At 52.8% G+C, this 16,714-nt stretch carries 17 protein-coding genes; 8 read left to right on the top strand and 9 right to left on the bottom strand.

The genetic code is table 11. The features are described from left to right. Positions 1-163: 163 nt before the first annotated feature. Genes EJE49_RS02370 through EJE49_RS02345 form a run of 6 tightly spaced genes read right to left on the bottom strand, consistent with a single transcriptional unit; the run spans position 164 to position 5,277 of the window. Positions 164-925 (bottom strand): tRNA threonylcarbamoyladenosine dehydratase, encoded by a 762-nt coding sequence (locus EJE49_RS02370; protein ID WP_124948795.1) that lies wholly within the window; start codon positions 923-925, stop codon positions 164-166. Beyond that, positions 922-2,085 carry a radical SAM family heme chaperone HemW gene (gene hemW / locus EJE49_RS02365; RefSeq protein WP_124948794.1) on the bottom strand — a complete coding sequence of 388 codons (1,164 nt, stop codon included), beginning with the start codon at positions 2,083-2,085 and terminating at the stop codon, positions 922-924. The genes EJE49_RS02370 and hemW overlap by 4 nt, the downstream gene beginning before the upstream one ends. Further along, positions 2,069-2,680, bottom strand: coding sequence for an RdgB/HAM1 family non-canonical purine NTP pyrophosphatase (gene rdgB / locus EJE49_RS02360; RefSeq protein WP_124948793.1), 612 nt, complete (start codon positions 2,678-2,680; stop codon positions 2,069-2,071). The genes hemW and rdgB overlap by 17 nt, the downstream gene beginning before the upstream one ends. Next, positions 2,680-3,396: a ribonuclease PH gene (rph, locus tag EJE49_RS02355; protein ID WP_124948792.1), complete on the bottom strand. Its 717-nt coding sequence runs from the start codon at positions 3,394-3,396 to the stop codon at positions 2,680-2,682. The genes rdgB and rph overlap by 1 nt, the downstream gene beginning before the upstream one ends. 8 nt (positions 3,397-3,404) lie before the next feature. After that, on the bottom strand, positions 3,405-4,313 hold the full coding sequence (locus EJE49_RS02350) for a PP2C family protein-serine/threonine phosphatase (RefSeq protein ID WP_124948791.1): 909 nt from the start codon (positions 4,311-4,313) through the stop codon (positions 3,405-3,407). A 22-nt stretch (positions 4,314-4,335) separates the two neighbouring features. Beyond that, a complete protein-coding gene (locus EJE49_RS02345; RefSeq protein WP_124948790.1) occupies positions 4,336-5,277 on the bottom strand; it encodes a serine/threonine protein kinase in 942 nt (313 codons plus the stop codon). Between the two features lie 80 nt (positions 5,278-5,357). Here EJE49_RS02345 and EJE49_RS02340 point away from each other — a divergent pair, with 80 nt between their 5' ends. Continuing rightward, positions 5,358-6,209, top strand: coding sequence for a YicC/YloC family endoribonuclease (locus tag EJE49_RS02340; RefSeq protein ID WP_262981949.1), 852 nt, complete (start codon positions 5,358-5,360; stop codon positions 6,207-6,209). 67 nt (positions 6,210-6,276) lie between these two features. Here the strand turns inward: EJE49_RS02340 and EJE49_RS02335 are convergent, their stop codons facing one another. After that, the gene (locus EJE49_RS02335; RefSeq protein WP_189941616.1) at positions 6,277-6,795 is read right to left on the bottom strand and encodes a DsrE family protein; all 519 of its coding nucleotides are present in this window, start codon (positions 6,793-6,795) and stop codon (positions 6,277-6,279) included. A gap of 161 nt (positions 6,796-6,956) precedes the next feature. Beyond that, on the bottom strand, positions 6,957-7,157 hold the full coding sequence (locus EJE49_RS14395) for a DUF1289 domain-containing protein (RefSeq protein ID WP_223246700.1): 201 nt from the start codon (positions 7,155-7,157) through the stop codon (positions 6,957-6,959). Positions 7,158-7,174: 17 nt separating this feature from the next. Here EJE49_RS14395 and gmk point away from each other — a divergent pair, with 17 nt between their 5' ends. The 7 genes from gmk to EJE49_RS02295 all read left to right on the top strand — a co-directional run bounded on the left by gmk (position 7,175) and on the right by EJE49_RS02295 (position 15,692). Then, entirely contained in the window at positions 7,175-7,786 is a 612-nt protein-coding gene (gene gmk, locus EJE49_RS02325; RefSeq protein WP_124948786.1) for a guanylate kinase, read from the top strand. Between the two features lie 9 nt (positions 7,787-7,795). Next, positions 7,796-8,002, top strand: a complete 207-nt coding sequence (gene rpoZ / locus EJE49_RS02320) for a DNA-directed RNA polymerase subunit omega (protein ID WP_124948785.1) — start codon at positions 7,796-7,798, stop codon at positions 8,000-8,002. A 17-nt stretch (positions 8,003-8,019) separates the two neighbouring features. Next, positions 8,020-10,155: a RelA/SpoT family protein gene (locus EJE49_RS02315; protein WP_124948784.1), complete on the top strand. Its 2,136-nt coding sequence runs from the start codon at positions 8,020-8,022 to the stop codon at positions 10,153-10,155. Between the two features lie 107 nt (positions 10,156-10,262). Continuing rightward, on the top strand, positions 10,263-11,609 hold the full coding sequence (locus tag EJE49_RS02310; RefSeq protein WP_124948783.1) for a PepSY-associated TM helix domain-containing protein: 1,347 nt from the start codon (positions 10,263-10,265) through the stop codon (positions 11,607-11,609). After that, complete coding sequence (locus EJE49_RS02305; protein WP_124948782.1) at positions 11,606-13,864, top strand: TonB-dependent receptor; 2,259 nt, start codon at positions 11,606-11,608, stop codon at positions 13,862-13,864. The genes EJE49_RS02310 and EJE49_RS02305 overlap by 4 nt, the downstream gene beginning before the upstream one ends. Beyond that, positions 13,861-14,535, top strand: a complete 675-nt coding sequence (locus EJE49_RS02300; RefSeq protein WP_223246699.1) for an energy transducer TonB — start codon at positions 13,861-13,863, stop codon at positions 14,533-14,535. Before EJE49_RS02305 ends, EJE49_RS02300 begins: the two co-directional genes overlap by 4 nt. Positions 14,536-14,642: 107 nt before the next feature. After that, a complete protein-coding gene (locus EJE49_RS02295; RefSeq protein ID WP_124948781.1) occupies positions 14,643-15,692 on the top strand; it encodes a DMT family transporter in 1,050 nt (349 codons plus the stop codon). A gap of 44 nt (positions 15,693-15,736) precedes the next feature. Here the strand turns inward: EJE49_RS02295 and EJE49_RS02290 are convergent, their stop codons facing one another. After that, positions 15,737-16,165: an EamA family transporter gene (locus EJE49_RS02290; protein ID WP_124948780.1), complete on the bottom strand. Its 429-nt coding sequence runs from the start codon at positions 16,163-16,165 to the stop codon at positions 15,737-15,739. Between the last annotated feature and the right edge of the window lie 549 nt (positions 16,166-16,714).

Genomic DNA, 16,714 nt, shown 5'->3' with positions numbered 1-16,714 from the left:
GATAGTGTGGATTACCCATGTGAAAGTAGGTCATCGTCAGACACCCCATTCTAAAAACCCCCGTAGCTTACGCTGCGGGGGTTTTTTATTGCTTGTTTAAAATGGAATTCGTAGCAGGCTGGTGACTTTAAGTAATTTAAGCGGCCAGTTTATTTGGTTAACGTTATTCTGCCATCGGCTCCAGTGTTGTTGAGGCGGCCAGTGGTTGCAGTAATCTATGGATGACTTCACCAGCAAGCATTAAACCAAACAGTGGTGGCATATAGCTAATCGTGCCATTAACCGCACGAGCTCTACCTGGACCATCGACGGCTACTGGCGGTAAAGGCTGGGCGGGTTGTTCATCTGAATATACCGTCAATATTCCACGGCGTATGCCTAATTTATGCAGGCGCTTACGCATGATGCGCGCTAAAGGGCACATTTCAGTTTTACTGATATCCGCTAATTTTATTTTAGTTGGATCTAAACGGTTTCCTGCACCCATGCTTGAGGCAACATTCAAGCCACGCTGCATGCTGGTGGATACCAGTGCAACTTTGCAATTCAGCGAATCTATACAATCAATCACATAATCAACATCGTCAGGTACATAATCAACCATATTTTCGGTTGATAAGAACACTTGGTGAGTAGTGAGTATGCAATCTGGATTTATATTCTGAATGCGCTCTCGCATCAAATCGATTTTTGACTGGCCTACTGTCGATAATAGGGCCGGTAATTGCCTGTTAATATTGCTCGGCGCAACATGGTCGTGATCAACCAGGGTTAGTTTGCCTATACCCGCACGTGCGAGTGCTTCGGCACAATATGACCCAACGCCGCCAAGTCCGGCAACGAATACGTGTTTGCCTGCCAGGAGTTCTATACCTGCTGAACCGATCAGGATTTCAGTACGCTCAAATTGGGGTAATGTAGTCATTTGGTGGGTAGGAATATGCCGAGTAAATCATTAAGAAATCTTTGACCCTTATCGGTAGGGGTAATCCGGATATGGTCACGGGTAATCAAGCCTTGTTGTTCTGCTTGATTGAGTTGGGGCTGTATTGCTGTGATGGGTAAGCCCGTTCTTTCGCTGAACAAGCTGATATCGAACCCATCGGTCAGGCGTAAAGCATTCATCATGAATTCAAATGCAAGTTCGGTTTGCTGGACTTGATTTTCAGTCTGCACCGGCTTTCCGGCAAGAGCATGCTCCATGTACTCGCGTGGGTGCTTGTGCCGCATCTGCCGCAGAATACGGTCATGAAACGAAAGTTTGCTGTGCGCACCTGCGCCTATGCCAAGATAATCACCAAATTGCCAATAGTTAAGATTATGCCGTGCCTTGTGTTGCGGTTGTGCAAATGCCGATGTTTCATAGTGCTGATAACCTGCCAGGCTGAGTTTATCTTCGATCATGATTTGCATATCCGCAGACAAGTCGTCATCTGGCAGGTCAGGCGGATGACTGTGAAACGGTGTGTTGGGTTCGAGTGTCAGGTGATAGCACGATAGGTGTGGAGGATTATAATTCAGTGCAGTTTCAATATCCTGTTGGGCTTGTGCTAATGTCTGGTTGGGTAGTGCGTACATCAAATCCAGATTGAAATTATCAAAGGTAGTTGATGCGATTTCTACGGCGCGGTGCGCTTCTTTGTCATCATGGATACGACCCAGTTGGCTCAAGTGCTGCGGATTAAAGCTCTGTATGCCGAGCGATAAGCGATTAATGCCAGCGGCTTTGAAACCGCGGAATTTTTCAGCTTCCACAGTGCCGGGATTTGCTTCGAGAGTTACTTCAGCAAAAAAATCGAGTTTAATCAGGCTGCGTACAGTGGCTAGCATGCTATCAATTCCCTCTGCGGAGAACAGGCTAGGCGTACCCCCCCCAAAGAAAATACTGTGGATGCCACGCCCCCAGATCAAGGGTAGTGCGCTTTCCAGATCGCGACTGAGCGCCTCTATATATAATTTCTCTGGGATGGTTTCACGTGCAGTATGCGAATTAAAGTCGCAATAAGGACATTTTTTTACGCACCACGGTATGTGAATGTACAGCGATAGCGGTGGTAGTGCTGTTAAATTATGATGCAATTGCATGGTTTTGTTGGTGACCTAGTTGTTTGACAAGCTGCGCGAGCGCTTGTCCTCTATGGCTTAAGCTGTCCTTTTGTGCGGGACTTAACTCGGCTGCGGTTTTACCTAGTTCAGGAATCAGGAAATGCGGATCATAGCCAAATCCATCATCACCGCGCGCGTCATCGACAATGAGTCCATGCCAGCGGCCTTCAGCAATCAGTGGTATGGGGTCATTGGCGTGACGCAGATACACCATGATGCAATAGTAATAAGCTTCGCGCTGAGCTATGCCGTTTAATGCAGAAATTAACTTGGCATTATTACGCTGGTCGGATTTTGGCTCACCAGCATAGCGCGCTGAGTGCACGCCGGGTTCGCCGCCGAGTGCTGTCACGCAAATGCCGGAGTCATCTGCTATGGCTGGTAGTCCGGTCATGCTTGATGCATGGCGGGCTTTGGCAATACAGTTCTCAATGAAACTCGGGTGTGGTTCATCGGCTTCGGTCACGTTGTATTGAGACTGTGGAGCCACCTTAAACCCGAGTGGGGACAGCAGTCGGTCTATTTCACGTAACTTGCCAGCATTATTGCTGGCAATGACTATCGTGTTCTGCATCAGGTGTTTAACGCCGAGCGTTGCAAGCTGACGAGTTGCTGGATGCCATGGTCAGCCAGATCCAGCATGGCATTGAGCTCGTCACGGGTATAGGTTGCACCTTCAGCGGTACCCTGGACTTCAATCAGACCGCCACTCCCCGTCATGACCACGTTCATATCGGTATCACAGGCAGAGTCTTCGTCGTAATCCAGATCCAGTACCGGGGTGCCTTGATAAATGCCAACTGAGATCGCTGCAACAAAATTACGGATAGGGGACACGCTCAGCAAGCCATTCTGCAACAGGGTATTGATAGCGTCATGAGTGGCAACAAAAGCGCCGGTGATGGAAGCGGTACGCGTGCCGCCATCAGCTTGTATGACATCGCAGTCTATGTGCAGGGTGCGTTCGCCTAAAGCATCTAGATCAACGGCTGCGCGTAATGAACGGCCGATAAGGCGCTGGATTTCCTGGGTGCGCCCGGATTGTTTACCGCGTGCGGCTTCCCGGTCCATGCGAGTGCCAGTTGAGCGAGGTAGCATGCCGTATTCCGCAGTCAACCAGCCCTGATTTTTACCTTTGAGAAAACCCGGCACTTTTTCCACGATGCTGGCGGTGCATATCACTTTGGTGTCACCGCATCGGATCAGTACTGAACCTTCGGCATGTTTGGTGTAATGCCGAATAATTTCAATATCGCGGAGTTGATCGGCAGAGCGTTGACTAGGGCGCATATACTTCCTTAACGATTATTTTCAGAGAATTTCTTAATGGTATTCTGGATTTCGGCAATAGCCCGTTCTACCTCATCTTCGGCTAAATCAGCCGGAGTGGGGGTGAATTCATCCATCTTGGTAGTGAATGTGTTGATAGGCATGGCGACGGTAGAGACGGTCTGACTGTCATTGGTGTCGTGCGATTCCCAGGTCATTGCGATTACGGATAAGTTGTCGCCATGCCGCCCGGCACGCAGTTCGGCATGATCCATGAGAAACTCGATGGAGCGTGCGAGCGGGAAGGTACGCAGCGTGGTCGCAATCTGCTCGGTAGTGAGCATGCCCCATAAACCATCGGTACACATCAGGATGGTGTCCTGCTCTGCTAGTGGCATGGGGCGGGATACTTCGATTTCAGGGACCAGATAGCCACCCAGGCAGTTATAGACCTTGTTGCGGTCAGGGTGGGTTTTCATGTCTTCTTCGGTAATCAGTCCGTCATCGCATAACTGCTGGACGGTGGAGTGATCGTGTGTACGGGTAACCAGGCCGTTGTCACTAAACAGGTAAAGGCGGGAGTCCCCGGCATGCGCCCACCACACCGTATCATCCTGCACCACACAGGCGACGCAAGTGGTATGGGGTGCATCCGGTAATTTTTCTTTGCGGGTATATTCATTGATCGCATCATGCGCGCGTTGAATTGCGCCATGCAGAAAACTGGCGGGGTCGCGCAATTTTGGGCGGGTGTGGCGCTGGAATGTTTCGGCCAGGACTTTGACAGTAATCTGCGCAGCAATTTCCCCGTGCTGGTGCCCCCCCATACCATCGGCAATCACCATTAAAAGCGCATCGCGGCTATACGAATAGGCAATGCGATCCTGATTGTAGCGACGTCCGCCTTGACGACTGGCTTGATAAATAGAGAAGCGCATGGGATTAGCTCGTGAGTTAATTTTAGAAAATGTCTTTGTACAGTGTGTTACGAATGTTATCCATCAGACTGGGTGGCTTGATGACCAGATCGGTGGTTTCCATGATGGCTTTTTGCAGGGCAAATACACTTTGTGGCCGTTGCAAGTGATCAAGTTTCAAACAAGTATCAATAATTTCCAGCATGCCGGCTGAATATTTTCCTTGCCAGGCTTTGCTTGCTGGTATTAATTTGTCATTTGTCAGGCGCGCATCGGCTGCAAAAGGTGCCCCGCCAGCCAGGCAGGCATACATGGTTGCGCCTATGCTGTAGATGTCCGTCCACGGACCCAGCAGGGTAGGGTCGGTGTACTGTTCCGGCGCCGCAAAGCCGGGGGTGTACATCGTCATAAGTTTGGGTTGTTCAGCCGTAAGCGTTTGCCGCGCCGCACCAAAGTCGATTAATACCGGTGAGCCGTCCATGCGGATGTAAATGTTGGATGGCTTGATATCCAGATGTAATAATTTTTGCGTATGGACTTCGCGCAAGCCATTGAGCAACTCGGCAAATACGCGCCGGATGAAGCTTTCGCGAATGTCGCCTCGGTGGGAGCGTATAAACTCCTGCAGCGTTTTGCCGCGCTCATAGCGCATCACCATATAAACGGTATCGTTGGCCCGAAAGAAATTCTCAACACGCACGACGTTCGGGTGCAGAATACGCGCCAGCGAGCGGCCTTCTTCGAAAAAGAAGCGCATCCCGTAGCGGAAGGAATTAAGATTGCCCTCGGTAATGGGTATGACTAGATCATTATCACCGCGTTTGACCAGGCTGCCGGGTAGATATTCTTTAATCGCAACCGGCTGATCATTGGCATCGTAAGCCAAATAAACTAAGCTAAAGCCGCCACCGCCGATTTTTCGGACAATGCGGTAATCCATGAGCTGGTAGCCATTTGGCAAGGCATAGTTGGATTGAACGGACATGAGCCAGGGTTGTGTAATAACTAATGTGTAATTTTCGGGATAAACCGACATAAAGTAAAGGGCGATTTGTGATTTATAGTATGACAGGTTATGCGGCAGTCACCGCCAAACATTTTGAACAGGTATTAAGTCTTGATTTGCGTGCAGTCAATTCACGTTATCTGGAACTGCATTTCCGCGCAGCTGATGAATTTCGCGGCGTAGAACTGGCGCTGCGCGAACGTATCAGTCAGCATATCGTGCGCGGCAAAGTAGAGTGCCGTATTGCGTTAACGGCGGCCAGCACGTTGGATGCGGGTACTCAGTTAAACACAGTATTGCTGGATCAGTTGGCACAACTGGCACAGCAAATCGATCACCGACTGCCGCAGGTAATGCCGCTGAATGTTGCCGATGTGTTGCGCTGGCCGGGGATGTTGCTGACGCAGCATGAGCAGCAGGACCTGCAGCAGCCTTGTCTTGCACTGCTGGATCAGGCGCTGCTGGAGTTTCAGGCCAGTCGTCAGCGTGAAGGTGAGAAGCTGGCTGAGCATATCATGGAGCGACTGGAGAAAATGCAGCTGCAAATCGATCAGCTCAAGCCGCATTTACCGGACTTGATTGCTGCATATCAACAAAAGCTTAGCGTGCGTTTTGCCGAATTGATTGGTAATGCGGATGATGAACGCATACCGCAGGAAGTTGCCCTGTTTGCGCAGAAGATCGATGTGGATGAGGAGTTGTCTCGCTTGCAGGTGCATATCAACGCAGTGCGCAGCATTCTGAAAAAAGGTGGGGCCGTTGGCAAACGGCTGGATTTCATGATGCAGGAATTGAATCGTGAAGCCAATACGCTGGGCTCAAAATCGGTCAGCGTGGAAACCACGCAAGTAGCGATGGAGTTGAAGGTGCTAATCGAGCAGATGCGTGAACAGGTGCAAAATATCGAATAAGCACTGCCCTGTTGTGTCACTTGGTGATTTCTTCAGACCGCCGCATGGCGATCCGAAGTGGAGAGGCTTATTTTTCCAGTAATGTGGTTACAACAGGATTGAAGCCGAGTGACTCGTAATGGGCAAGGGTCGGGTAAGCCCCGGCGTTGACCACGGCCGGATTTTTTTCGCTCAGGCCGGTCATGTCCGAAGGTTTCAGCCCTGCACCGCGTACGGAGTTGCCGCAATATTCAACGCGCACGCCTTTTTGCGCCAGGTCTGCCCAGTTGTCGACGATGCCCTGATGATCAAGATAATTTTTCTTCGCAAATATGGCGATGCCTGGCCCTTCAATGATGACCACCAGTTGTGCGCCGGGATGCTCCATGATGCGACTGGCAACCGTGGCGCCAAACCCGGCGCTGGCAGCGCTTTCCGCCTTCAGGTCCATGACGATTTTAAGATTGGAAAACTGCTCGGTATGGCGGTCTATCGCCGTGCCGCCCGGTGCAAAGCTATCATCGTCGCCAGCCAGTGCCGGTAATGCAGCGAGTGAGGTGCATGCCAGGGTCAGCGTTAATATCAGTTTTTTAAATGCAAAATTCATTATCGTCTCTTTCATATAAATATTCCCGGTGCTTGACTCCGGTATGGGTGGTTAGGTTCCGTTGTTTTTTGAGGCTCACGCAAAAGCTTGAATCTTCGTCCCGGGTTTTTTTAAAATGCGGGAATTGCGGTATTATTTGATGCGGTGTGGTCGTACGATATTTAATCGTGCCGGGCACGGGTTCTGATGGTGTCTAGTGTATTGATTCGCTCCCATACTGCGAGTTTTTGTGCGTTGGTGTAAAACAACCACTGGTCTACTTCGGCCTGGGTACGCCCGCAGCCTTTGCAGACCTTATCTCCCAGGCTGCATGAGCAATAGCCGATGCATGGTGAATCAGGGGTGTTGGTCGAATTCGACATGATAAAAGGAAAATAATGTGAACGGGAATTTGTTTATTCTAACCGCCCCGTCGGGCGCAGGCAAAACCAGTTTGGTTCGTGCTCTGCTCGGCCGTGATAACCAGGTACGGCTGTCGATTTCATACACCACACGTGCGCCCCGGCCTGGCGAAGAGGATGGTCGCGATTATCATTTCGTGAGTGTCGAGGAATTTACTGCAATGCGCCTGGCCGGTGCTTTTCTGGAGAGTGCCGAGGTGTATGGTAATTACTATGGCACATCAGAACCCTGGATACGCAATGCCCTGGCGGCGGGGGATGATGTGTTGCTGGAAATTGACTGGCAGGGGGCCGAGCAGGTACGTCGCTTATTTGCGGATACGGTCGGGATATTTATCGTACCGCCCTCACTGGATGTGCTGCAGCACCGGCTGATTGGCCGTGGTCAGGATAGTGCGGAAGTGGTCGCGCGACGCTTGGCGGCAGCGCGGGAGGATATAAGCCATGTCGGCGAGTTTGACTATGTTATCATTAACGATGATTTTGACATGGCGCTAGCAGATATGCTCGCCGTGTTCCGTGCGTACCGTTTGCGTGTTGCGCGACAACAGGCACGCTACGCTGGTTTATTTACCTCGTTGAATAGTTAAGGAATTGATATGGCTCGTATTACTGTTGATGATTGTATTAGTAAGATTCCTAATCGCTTTGAGCTGACGCTGGCTGCTACCTATCGTGCGCGCCAGCTCGCTAACGGCCATACGCCTAAAGTCGAAGCCGGTCGTGACAAACCTACTGTCGTCGCCTTAAAAGAAATCGCCGCAGGCGAAGTTGGCCGTGAAATTCTGAACCGTGGTCGTGCTTGATTTAGTAGCGTAACGTTATGCCTGAACTCGAAGAAATTAGCGCGCAACTGAAGTATTTGAAAGCGGAAGATGTTGCGCAGGTTCAGGCGGCATTCGAGTTCAGCCGGATAGCCCATACCGGGCAATTCCGTAAAAGTGGTGAAGCCTATATTCATCATCCGGTTGCGGTAGCCGGAATCCTGGCGCAATGGCATCTCGATGCGCAAGCGTTGATGGCTGCGTTGCTGCACGATGTGGTTGAGGATACCCCCACCACCAAAGAAGAAATTGCCGAGCTGTTCGGCAAACCTGTGGCCGAATTGGTCGATGGCGTTTCCAAGCTCGATAAAATCGAGTTTCAGACCGAGGTTCATGCGCAAGCAGAGAACTTCCGCAAGATGTTGCTGGCCATGGCGCGCGATGTGCGTGTCATCCTGATCAAGCTGGCCGATCGCTTGCACAACATGCGTACGCTGGATTCGATGAAACCGGAAAAACGCCGGCGTATTGCCCAGGAAACAGCCGATATCTATGCGCCGATTGCCAACCGCCTGGGGCTGAACAGCCTGTATCAGGAGCTGGACGATCTGTGTTTTCATCATCTCTACCCCAATCGTTATCGCGTCCTGGCGCAAGCGGTAAAAGCGGCGCGCGGTAATCGCAAAGAGGTGGTAGAGAAAGTCCGCGAGGCTATTAGCCATAAGCTGGAAGATGCCGGTGTCTCGGCCATGGTGAGTGGTCGCGAAAAGCACCTGTTCAGCATCTATAAGAAAATGCAGGAAAAATCACTGGCGTTTTCCGAGGTGTTCGACATCTATGGTTTCCGCGTGCTGGTTAACGATATTCCTTCCTGCTATCTGACATTAGGCTGTTTGCACAGCCTGTACAAGCCGATTCCGGGCAAGTTCAAAGATTACATTGCCATCCCCAAAGCCAACGGCTATCAGTCGCTGCATACCACGCTGTTCGGCCCATTCGGTACGCCGATAGAAATCCAGATTCGCACCCATGAAATGCACAAAATTGCCGAGGCCGGCGTGGCCTCGCACTGGTTGTATAAATCCAGTGATACCAGCATTAATGACGTGCAACAAAAAACCCATCAGTGGTTGCAGTCGTTGCTGGAGATACAGGAGGGCGGCGGCGACTCTGCGGAATTCCTTGAACACATCAAAGTTGATCTGTTCCCGGATGAAGTGTATGTGTTTACCCCCAAAGGCAAGATATTGTCCCTGCCGCGTGGCGCCACGGCCGTCGATTTTGCCTATGCGGTGCACACCGATGTCGGTAATCACTGCACCGCAGTAAAAGTAAACGGCGAGCTGATGCCGATGCGCACCCTGTTGCGCAATGGTGATCAGGTGGAAGTCGTGACCGCACCGAATGCCCGGCCTAATCCGGCCTGGGTCAACTTTGTCGTGTCTGGCAAAGCACGTGCACACATTCGCCATTATTTGCGCACCATGCATGCTGAAGAGTCCGTGTTGCTGGGCGAGCGTCTGCTCAATCAGGCATTTCGCGCTCTGGGTGCTGATCCGACGCAAATCCGGCCGAGTTGCTGGGATCGTGTGCATAAAGAAACCGGCAAAACCCGTGAAGAGGTACTGACCGATATCGGCCTGGGCAAGCGTCTCAATATTGTCGTAGCGCGTCAGCTGATGATGCAGGAGCAGGGGCAGCCTACCCCGCGCCAGCATGGCGCAATTGCGATTCGCGGCTCGGAGGGTGTGGCCGTCCAGTTAGCAAAATGTTGCAGCCCTATTCCCGGCGACCCGATCATCGGCTTTATCAAATCGGACCAGGGGCTGGTCATTCATACCCATGACTGTACTGCGATCAAGCATTACCGTGATGATCCGGATAAATGGCTGGATGTGGAATGGGAACCGGGTCTCACCAAGATGTTCGACGTCAACATCAAGCTCATCGTGCTCAATCAGCGCGGTGTGCTCGCCAAGCTGGCCGCAGCGATTGCGGATGAAGGTTCCAACATCGACAACGTGTCGATGGAAGAGGAAGACGGCAGCCAGTACACCACCATCTATTTTACCCTGCAAGTCGAGCAGCGCATGCACCTTGCGCGCATCATGCGCGGGTTGCGGCGTCTGCCGGAAGTGGTGCGTATCATGCGTGTCAAAAACCGCAGTAAAGACAACCGCGCGGCAATTCAATAAAGCTGGCGGCTGTTCGCACCCGGTTGGCCGGGTGCGGCAATTTGTCACATTTTCCTGATCTGGGTTCGCTCATATACTTCGGCGCTTGAGTATATTCGGGTGTATCCATGCGCAATAATAAAATCACAGTCCAGCAGGCTGATTTGGGAGGTCGTGCAGCTATCCATCGCTTCTTCGTGTTGCTGCATACCTGGGCTGGCTTGCTGATTGCGCCATTCATCTTGCTGGCAGCGATTACCGGTCTGATTTATGTATTTTCGCCACAGATAGACGCTTATTTGCATGCTGATCTGGATACAGTTGTGCCGGGTGCAGTCAGTCAGTCGCTTGATCGGCAAGTCGCAGCAGCGCAAGCAGCGCGTCCGGATTTGCAACTGCATTTTGTCGTGCCTGCTTATCGGGCTGCCGAGACGACCCAGGTGTTTTTGCGCGGGCATAGTCATCACGGTGCTGTGCACGATCATGGTTTGCCGCAGGATCAGATCGTCTATGTCAATCCCTATACCGCACACGTCGTGGGGGTGGCAGGCGAAATGAGCCGGTTCCGCAACTGGTCCAAAAAACTGCATTCCAGCCTGCTGCAAGGCAATGGCTGGCGCTGGCTGATAGAACTGGCCGCGAGCTGGATGCTGGTCTTTATGTTCACCGGCCTGTATTTGGTATGGATGCGGTTTCGTGTGCAGCAGCGTTCAATGTGGCAGCTATTTGTGCCGTGCAGTAGCGACGGACGTCGAGGCTGGCGCGAATGGCATGGCAAATTGCCGCTGCTGTTTTTCCCAGTGCTACTCATTATCGTCGTTACCGGATTGACCTGGTCGCAACAGAGCGGTGATAAATTCCGCCATCTGCAACAAGATTTGCATCAAGGTTCACCCAAATTCCCAAAAAATATCGCGACGGTTGCGGCTGGCGTTCCCCTGTCCATGCAGGCGGTTTATGCACAGGCGCAGCAATTGGCACCTGCCATACAAATGCAGCTTACCCCGCCTAAAAGTCCGGCCGATGTCTGGCGCATCGAAAACTATGATAGCAGCCAGCCAACCAAAAGGTTCCTGCTGGCACTGGATGCCAGTAACGGCAAACCACGCTTCCAGTCCGGTTGGCAGGATTACCCGCTATTGGCCAAGGCCACCGCAGTGGGCATCCCGTTCCACAGGGGAGACTTCGGGTGGTGGAATCAACTTTTGCTGGCCATGGTCGCGCTGCTGGTGATGTTCAGCGTGCTGAGTGCGTATGTCATGTGGTGGCAGCGGCCGGCGGATCAGCGCTGGCAGTTTGCGGCTATGCCTATTCGGCACTGGCGGGCACTGCCATTGTGGTTGTGGTTATTGCTGCCAGTGCTGGCGTATGCCATGCCGGTACTGGGTATAAGCCTGCTGATGCTGGCGCTGCTGGAGTGGGTGCGAATCAAGGTGATTAATAAGAACTTGTGTGACAGGGAGGCAGAGCAATGAAGGTGCGGGCATGGGTGTGGGCAGGCTGGGCTTGTTTTGCCTTGCAGGATGCTGTGGCAGATGACAGTGCAGTGTTGTTACCGGAAATGAGCGTGTCGCAAACAACCTCAAGTTTAGTCGCCGGCAATCCTTCGCCGCAGGCAGAGGTGTCGGCGCAGCAGATTGAAAACATCAATGTGATCAATACTGAAGATGCATTGAAATATGTGCCGAGCCTGAATATTCGCAAGCGCTATATCGGTGACCGCAATTCGATCATTTCTGCCCGCACTTCGGTGGGAGCGATACCCTCCGCCACTTCACTGGTCTATGCCGACGGCCTGCTGTTGTCCAACCTGCTGGGTAATAGTTACAGCTACCCGCCTCGCTGGAGCATGGTGGGTGCGGAAGAAATCGAGCATGTCGACGTACTGTATGGGCCATTCTCGGCACTATTGCCGGGAAACTCGATCGGCGCCACGGTGTTGCTGACAACGCGACGTCCACAGCGGACTGAAGTATATGCAAAAGCGCAGGCATTCCAGGAAAATTTTGCGCTGTATGCCACGGATGCCAGCTACGGCGGTTACCAGACTCAGGCCAGTGCAGGTCTGAAAACCGGCAACTGGCGGGTTTCGCTGCTGGCTAACCAGCTCGATGCGCATGGGCATCCCATGACTTTCGCCAATACCACGACGGTCAAGACTGGCGCCGGTGTTGTGGCAACGGGTTATCAGCTCGATACCGATACCACCGGGGCGCCGCGCTACGTGTATGCAGCAACCAGCATTGATCACACCCTCCAGGATACAGCGAAAATCCGCGCCGAATACGCGTTCAGTGCGGATACGCGACTGGCGCTGACGCTGGCGCAATTCAGTAATGATGCTTATAGCGCCAGCAGCAGTTATTTGCGCGACGCAACTGGCAATCCTATTTACACCAGCACTAATGTGGCGGTGGGGGTGAATCAGTACATTCAGGTTAAAGCCAGTGATTTCGGTGTGACCAAGTCGGACTCGCTGAACCGTATGCTGGGTTTGTCATTTGCCAGCAAGCTTACCGATACCTGGCGGCTGGAGGCCGTCGCCACCGATTATGGCACGCCGTCAGATATCGCCAAATCGCCAAACAACGGCGTGTCTTCGGGTGGGGGCGGAGCGGGAACAATTACTTACGGCGACCATAGCGGCTGGCGTAATTTTGATATCAAGGGCATATGGCAGCTTGCTGCTACCCGGCACGTTGTGACGACGGGTTACCATGTCGATCAATACGACTACAGCAGCCTGAAATACGACGCCAGCAGCTGGCAGTCGGCAGCCAGCATTACCACGCTGAACACCCGAGCGGTTGGCAGCACGCGTACCGATGCCCTGTTTGCACAAGATGTGTGGAAGCTGGCGCCGCGCTGGGAGTTGACAACTGGCGTGCGTCAGGAACGCTGGCAGGCATTTGGCGGGGCATATTATGACAAGAGCAATACGGCATTGAATGGCAGTTTTGCGAGCCGTGAACAGAACTATACTTCACCCAAGGCGGCGCTGACCTGGAAAGCAAGTCCTGACTGGTTGCTACGCGCATCGCTGGCGCGTGCTTACCGTATGCCGACAGTGACAGAACTGTACGGGACGCAAACTGATAATGCCGGTAATAAAACGCTGGCTGATGGCATGCTCAGGCCGGAAAAAGTTCTGGCTGGCGATTTGACGGCAGAGGGTGTCGTCGGTGATGGCAGTGCCCGCGTGTCACTGTTTCTGGAAAATAAGGCAGATTATATCTATCAGCAAAAAACCAGCGTGGCTCCCATCGTAACCAGTTACCAGAATATCGGTAAGACGCGCGTGTGGGGGGTGGAGACGGCTTATGTCGGTAACGATGTAGGGATGCCGGGGCTGGATGTGCAGGCCAGTTTGACCTATACCGGGTCGGAGGTGCTGGAAGATGCGGGCCATCCGGAATATGCCGGCCGAGCATTGGCAATACCAAAATGGCGGGCTAGCGCTTTTGTGACTTATCGCTTCGATGCTGTATGGTCAATGTCAGGTGGCATTCGTTACGCGACTGCACAACCCAGTCTGGATCCGGCGGTGGTGAATCCGAATACTTATGGCGGGACGAGCGGTTACACCGTGGCAGATGCGCGGGTGAATTATCGCTTCCGTAATTACCTTACGGCGGCGATAGGCGTCGATAACATCGGCAATGAAAAATACTACGCTTACCATCCCTACCCGCAGCAAACCTGGCACGCTGAGTTACGGATAGCGTATTGAAGCGAGGGTGGGTGTTGCCGCGCTTCAGAAGCGCGTACTTTGCCGGATTGCTCGTATCGTTAACGCTGCACGTCGGGGTGTTATATGGTTTGCGGGGTATGCATACGGACATCCCCGTCGCGCCTGTGCAAATTTTATATGTGAACATGGTTACACCACCTGCGGCGCCCAAACTGCCTGAGCCCGTCAAGCCTGAGCCAGCACGCAAGGTGCGGGTGCACAGCTTAACGTCTGCGCGCGTTATTCCGCCGCAATCGCGAGTCGCAACAGCCCCCGTTGCTGCAGATCGCCCTGCGGAAGCAGCGGTAATGCCGCAGCTGGCTGCTGTAGCGCATACTGCAGCGCTGGATACGCCTGCAGTAGCCAAACCGGTTGAGCCAGCTACGTTAACCAGCGAGTTAGCGCTGTCATGTCCGGAACGAAATGCGCCACGTTATCCTGCTTCATCCCGGCGCATGGGTGAACAAGGGCGGGTAATGGTGCGGGTGGAGCTGAACGAGGCAGGCAGGGTGGCTGAGGCGCTGGTGGCTGCCAGTAGCGGTGTGCCGCGCCTGGATGAAGCGGCATTGGTTGCGGTAAAGCAATGGCGTTGCAATCCGGCGCAGCGCGATGGGCGCGCAGTGCGCGCGGTAGCAATGCAATCCTTTAATTTTTCGCTGGACATGCCATGAGGCTGTTTTAGGTCGCAGCGGGTGGTAGTATGTAAATTCGGTTGGGCCGCTGTTATGGTCTGAGGGCGCGTGTCAGCGCACAGTGTAAAGAACGGGACGCGAAAAGAATGAATTTGATACATGGTTTGCGCCAGCCCGGCGTGGCATCCGCGTTAGGCGCTGCGTTGCTGTTCGGCGCGGGAACACCATTGGCGAAATGGTTGCTGGGCACGATGGACCCGTGGCTATTGGCGGGATTGCTGTATTTAGGCTCCGGGATCGGCTTGACACTGTATCGCTACCTGAGCCATGCCCCTGCTGTTCATTTGCCGCGTCAGGAATTGCCCTGGTTTGCCGGGGCGGTGGTGATGGGCGGGATGGTCGCGCCGGTGCTGCTGATGACCGGGTTAACGAACATGGCGGCATCGGGCGTTTCGCTGCTGCTGAATGCCGAGAGCGTGTTTACCGCGTTGCTGGCGTGGTTTGTGTTCAAAGAGAATTTTGACCGGCGCATTGCGCTGGGTATGCTGGCTATCGTCGCCGGTGCGCTGGTGCTAAGCTGGCCTGCGGAAACGGGAGTTGTCCCGTTATGGCCAATGCTGGCGGTGCTGGGGGCGTGCCTGGCCTGGGGTATCGACAATAATCTGACACGCAAGGTGTCGCTCACCGATGCAACCTGGATCGCATCGGTGAAGGGGCTGGTGTCAGGCACGGTGAATCTGGTGCTGGCTGTCTGGCTGGGTGCCGCGTTACCCTCGTTGCCACATCTGGCGGGGTCTATGGTGGTCGGCTTATTTGCTTATGGCGTGAGTTTGACGTTGTTCGTAGTTGGCCTGCGCCATCTGGGGACGGCTCGTACGGGTGCCTATTTTTCAATCGCCCCTTTTTTCGGCGCTGTTCTGGCGATTTTGATGGGTGAGCCGGTTACCTTACCCTTGATAGGGGCAGGTTTATTGATGGGGCTGGGGGTCTGGCTGCATCTGACCGAGCATCATGAGCACAGGCATCATCATGACGCAATGGAGCATGACCATGAGCATGTCCACGATGCGCATCATCAGCACCCGCATGATTATCCGGTAATGCCGGGTACCCAGCATACCCACAAGCATCAGCATGAGCCGTTGTCGCACGAGCACGCGCATTTCCCGGATGTGCATCACCGGCATGACCATTGACCTTGCTGATGGTCTGGTGGAATGCAGCGGGTGTGGCGAGTTAATCAGAAGGCAATGATGACGATGGAGCCTAGCAAAATCAGCGAGCCGCCCAATGCAACGGCCCAGGTCAGCTTTTCCCCGAGAAACAGGATGCCTAATACAATGACCAGCGCGACGCTGAGCTTGTCTATTGGCGCGACTTTGGATACAGGGCCTAGTTGCAGCGCACGGTAATAGCATAGCCACGACAGGCCGGTGGCTATCCCCGATAGCACCAGAAATAGCCAGCTACGCGCCGATATCAGGTCAAGTTTCTGCCATTCGTCGCGCAAGCTCACAATACCTGCAATGACGGCGAGTATGACCACAGTTCTGATCAGTGTGGCCTGATTTGAATTCAGTCCTTGCACGCCGACTTTCCCGAAAATCGCAGTGAGTGCCGCAAAAAATGCAGAACCCAGTGCATAGATTACCCAGCTTTCACGCAACATGGTTTTGTCTTTATAGAGTGAAATGCCTGTATTTTAGCGGTATTCCGTGATGTGAAAATAGTTAAGTAACCAGAGGCAAGATTGAACTATTCATTCGCTGGCGGTTACATAGAAGTAGATGATGGTTGTAACCTGTGTCAACGCTTTGAAAGCATGTCAGGGTAAAATAATCGCTTGGCGCATAGCAGCCTTGTCGGTAGTATTTTCGGGTAATACTGGAAAGGTGCTGTGTGGTTTCTGTTCCCTGTTTAGATACGTGCGTGCACCAAATTAAATGGAGGCGTTAATAATGGCTAATGCTGCTGATAGGTTGTGTCAGTTTTAAATAGGAAAGTCAAAATGCTGATTTATATTGGTTATGTTATTGCTTTTATCGTGTCAATGATAGCGATGTACTGGTTTTTCAAGTGGCTGAACAAGGATTGAAGAAGTTAATGCAGTGCGCTACTCCAGGCATTGCGGACAGATAGATTTCCCCCGTAGTTTGTATTTGGCAAAGCGTAGCAGAGGTTAAATCGGAAGCATCCCTCGGTTTCAGCCCGCTGATAC

Source organism: Sulfuriferula thiophila (assembly GCF_003864975.1).
GTDB classification, from domain to species: Bacteria; Pseudomonadota; Gammaproteobacteria; order Burkholderiales; family Sulfuriferulaceae; genus Sulfuriferula; species Sulfuriferula thiophila.
This window is presented reverse-complemented; position numbering and strand designations above follow the sequence as displayed.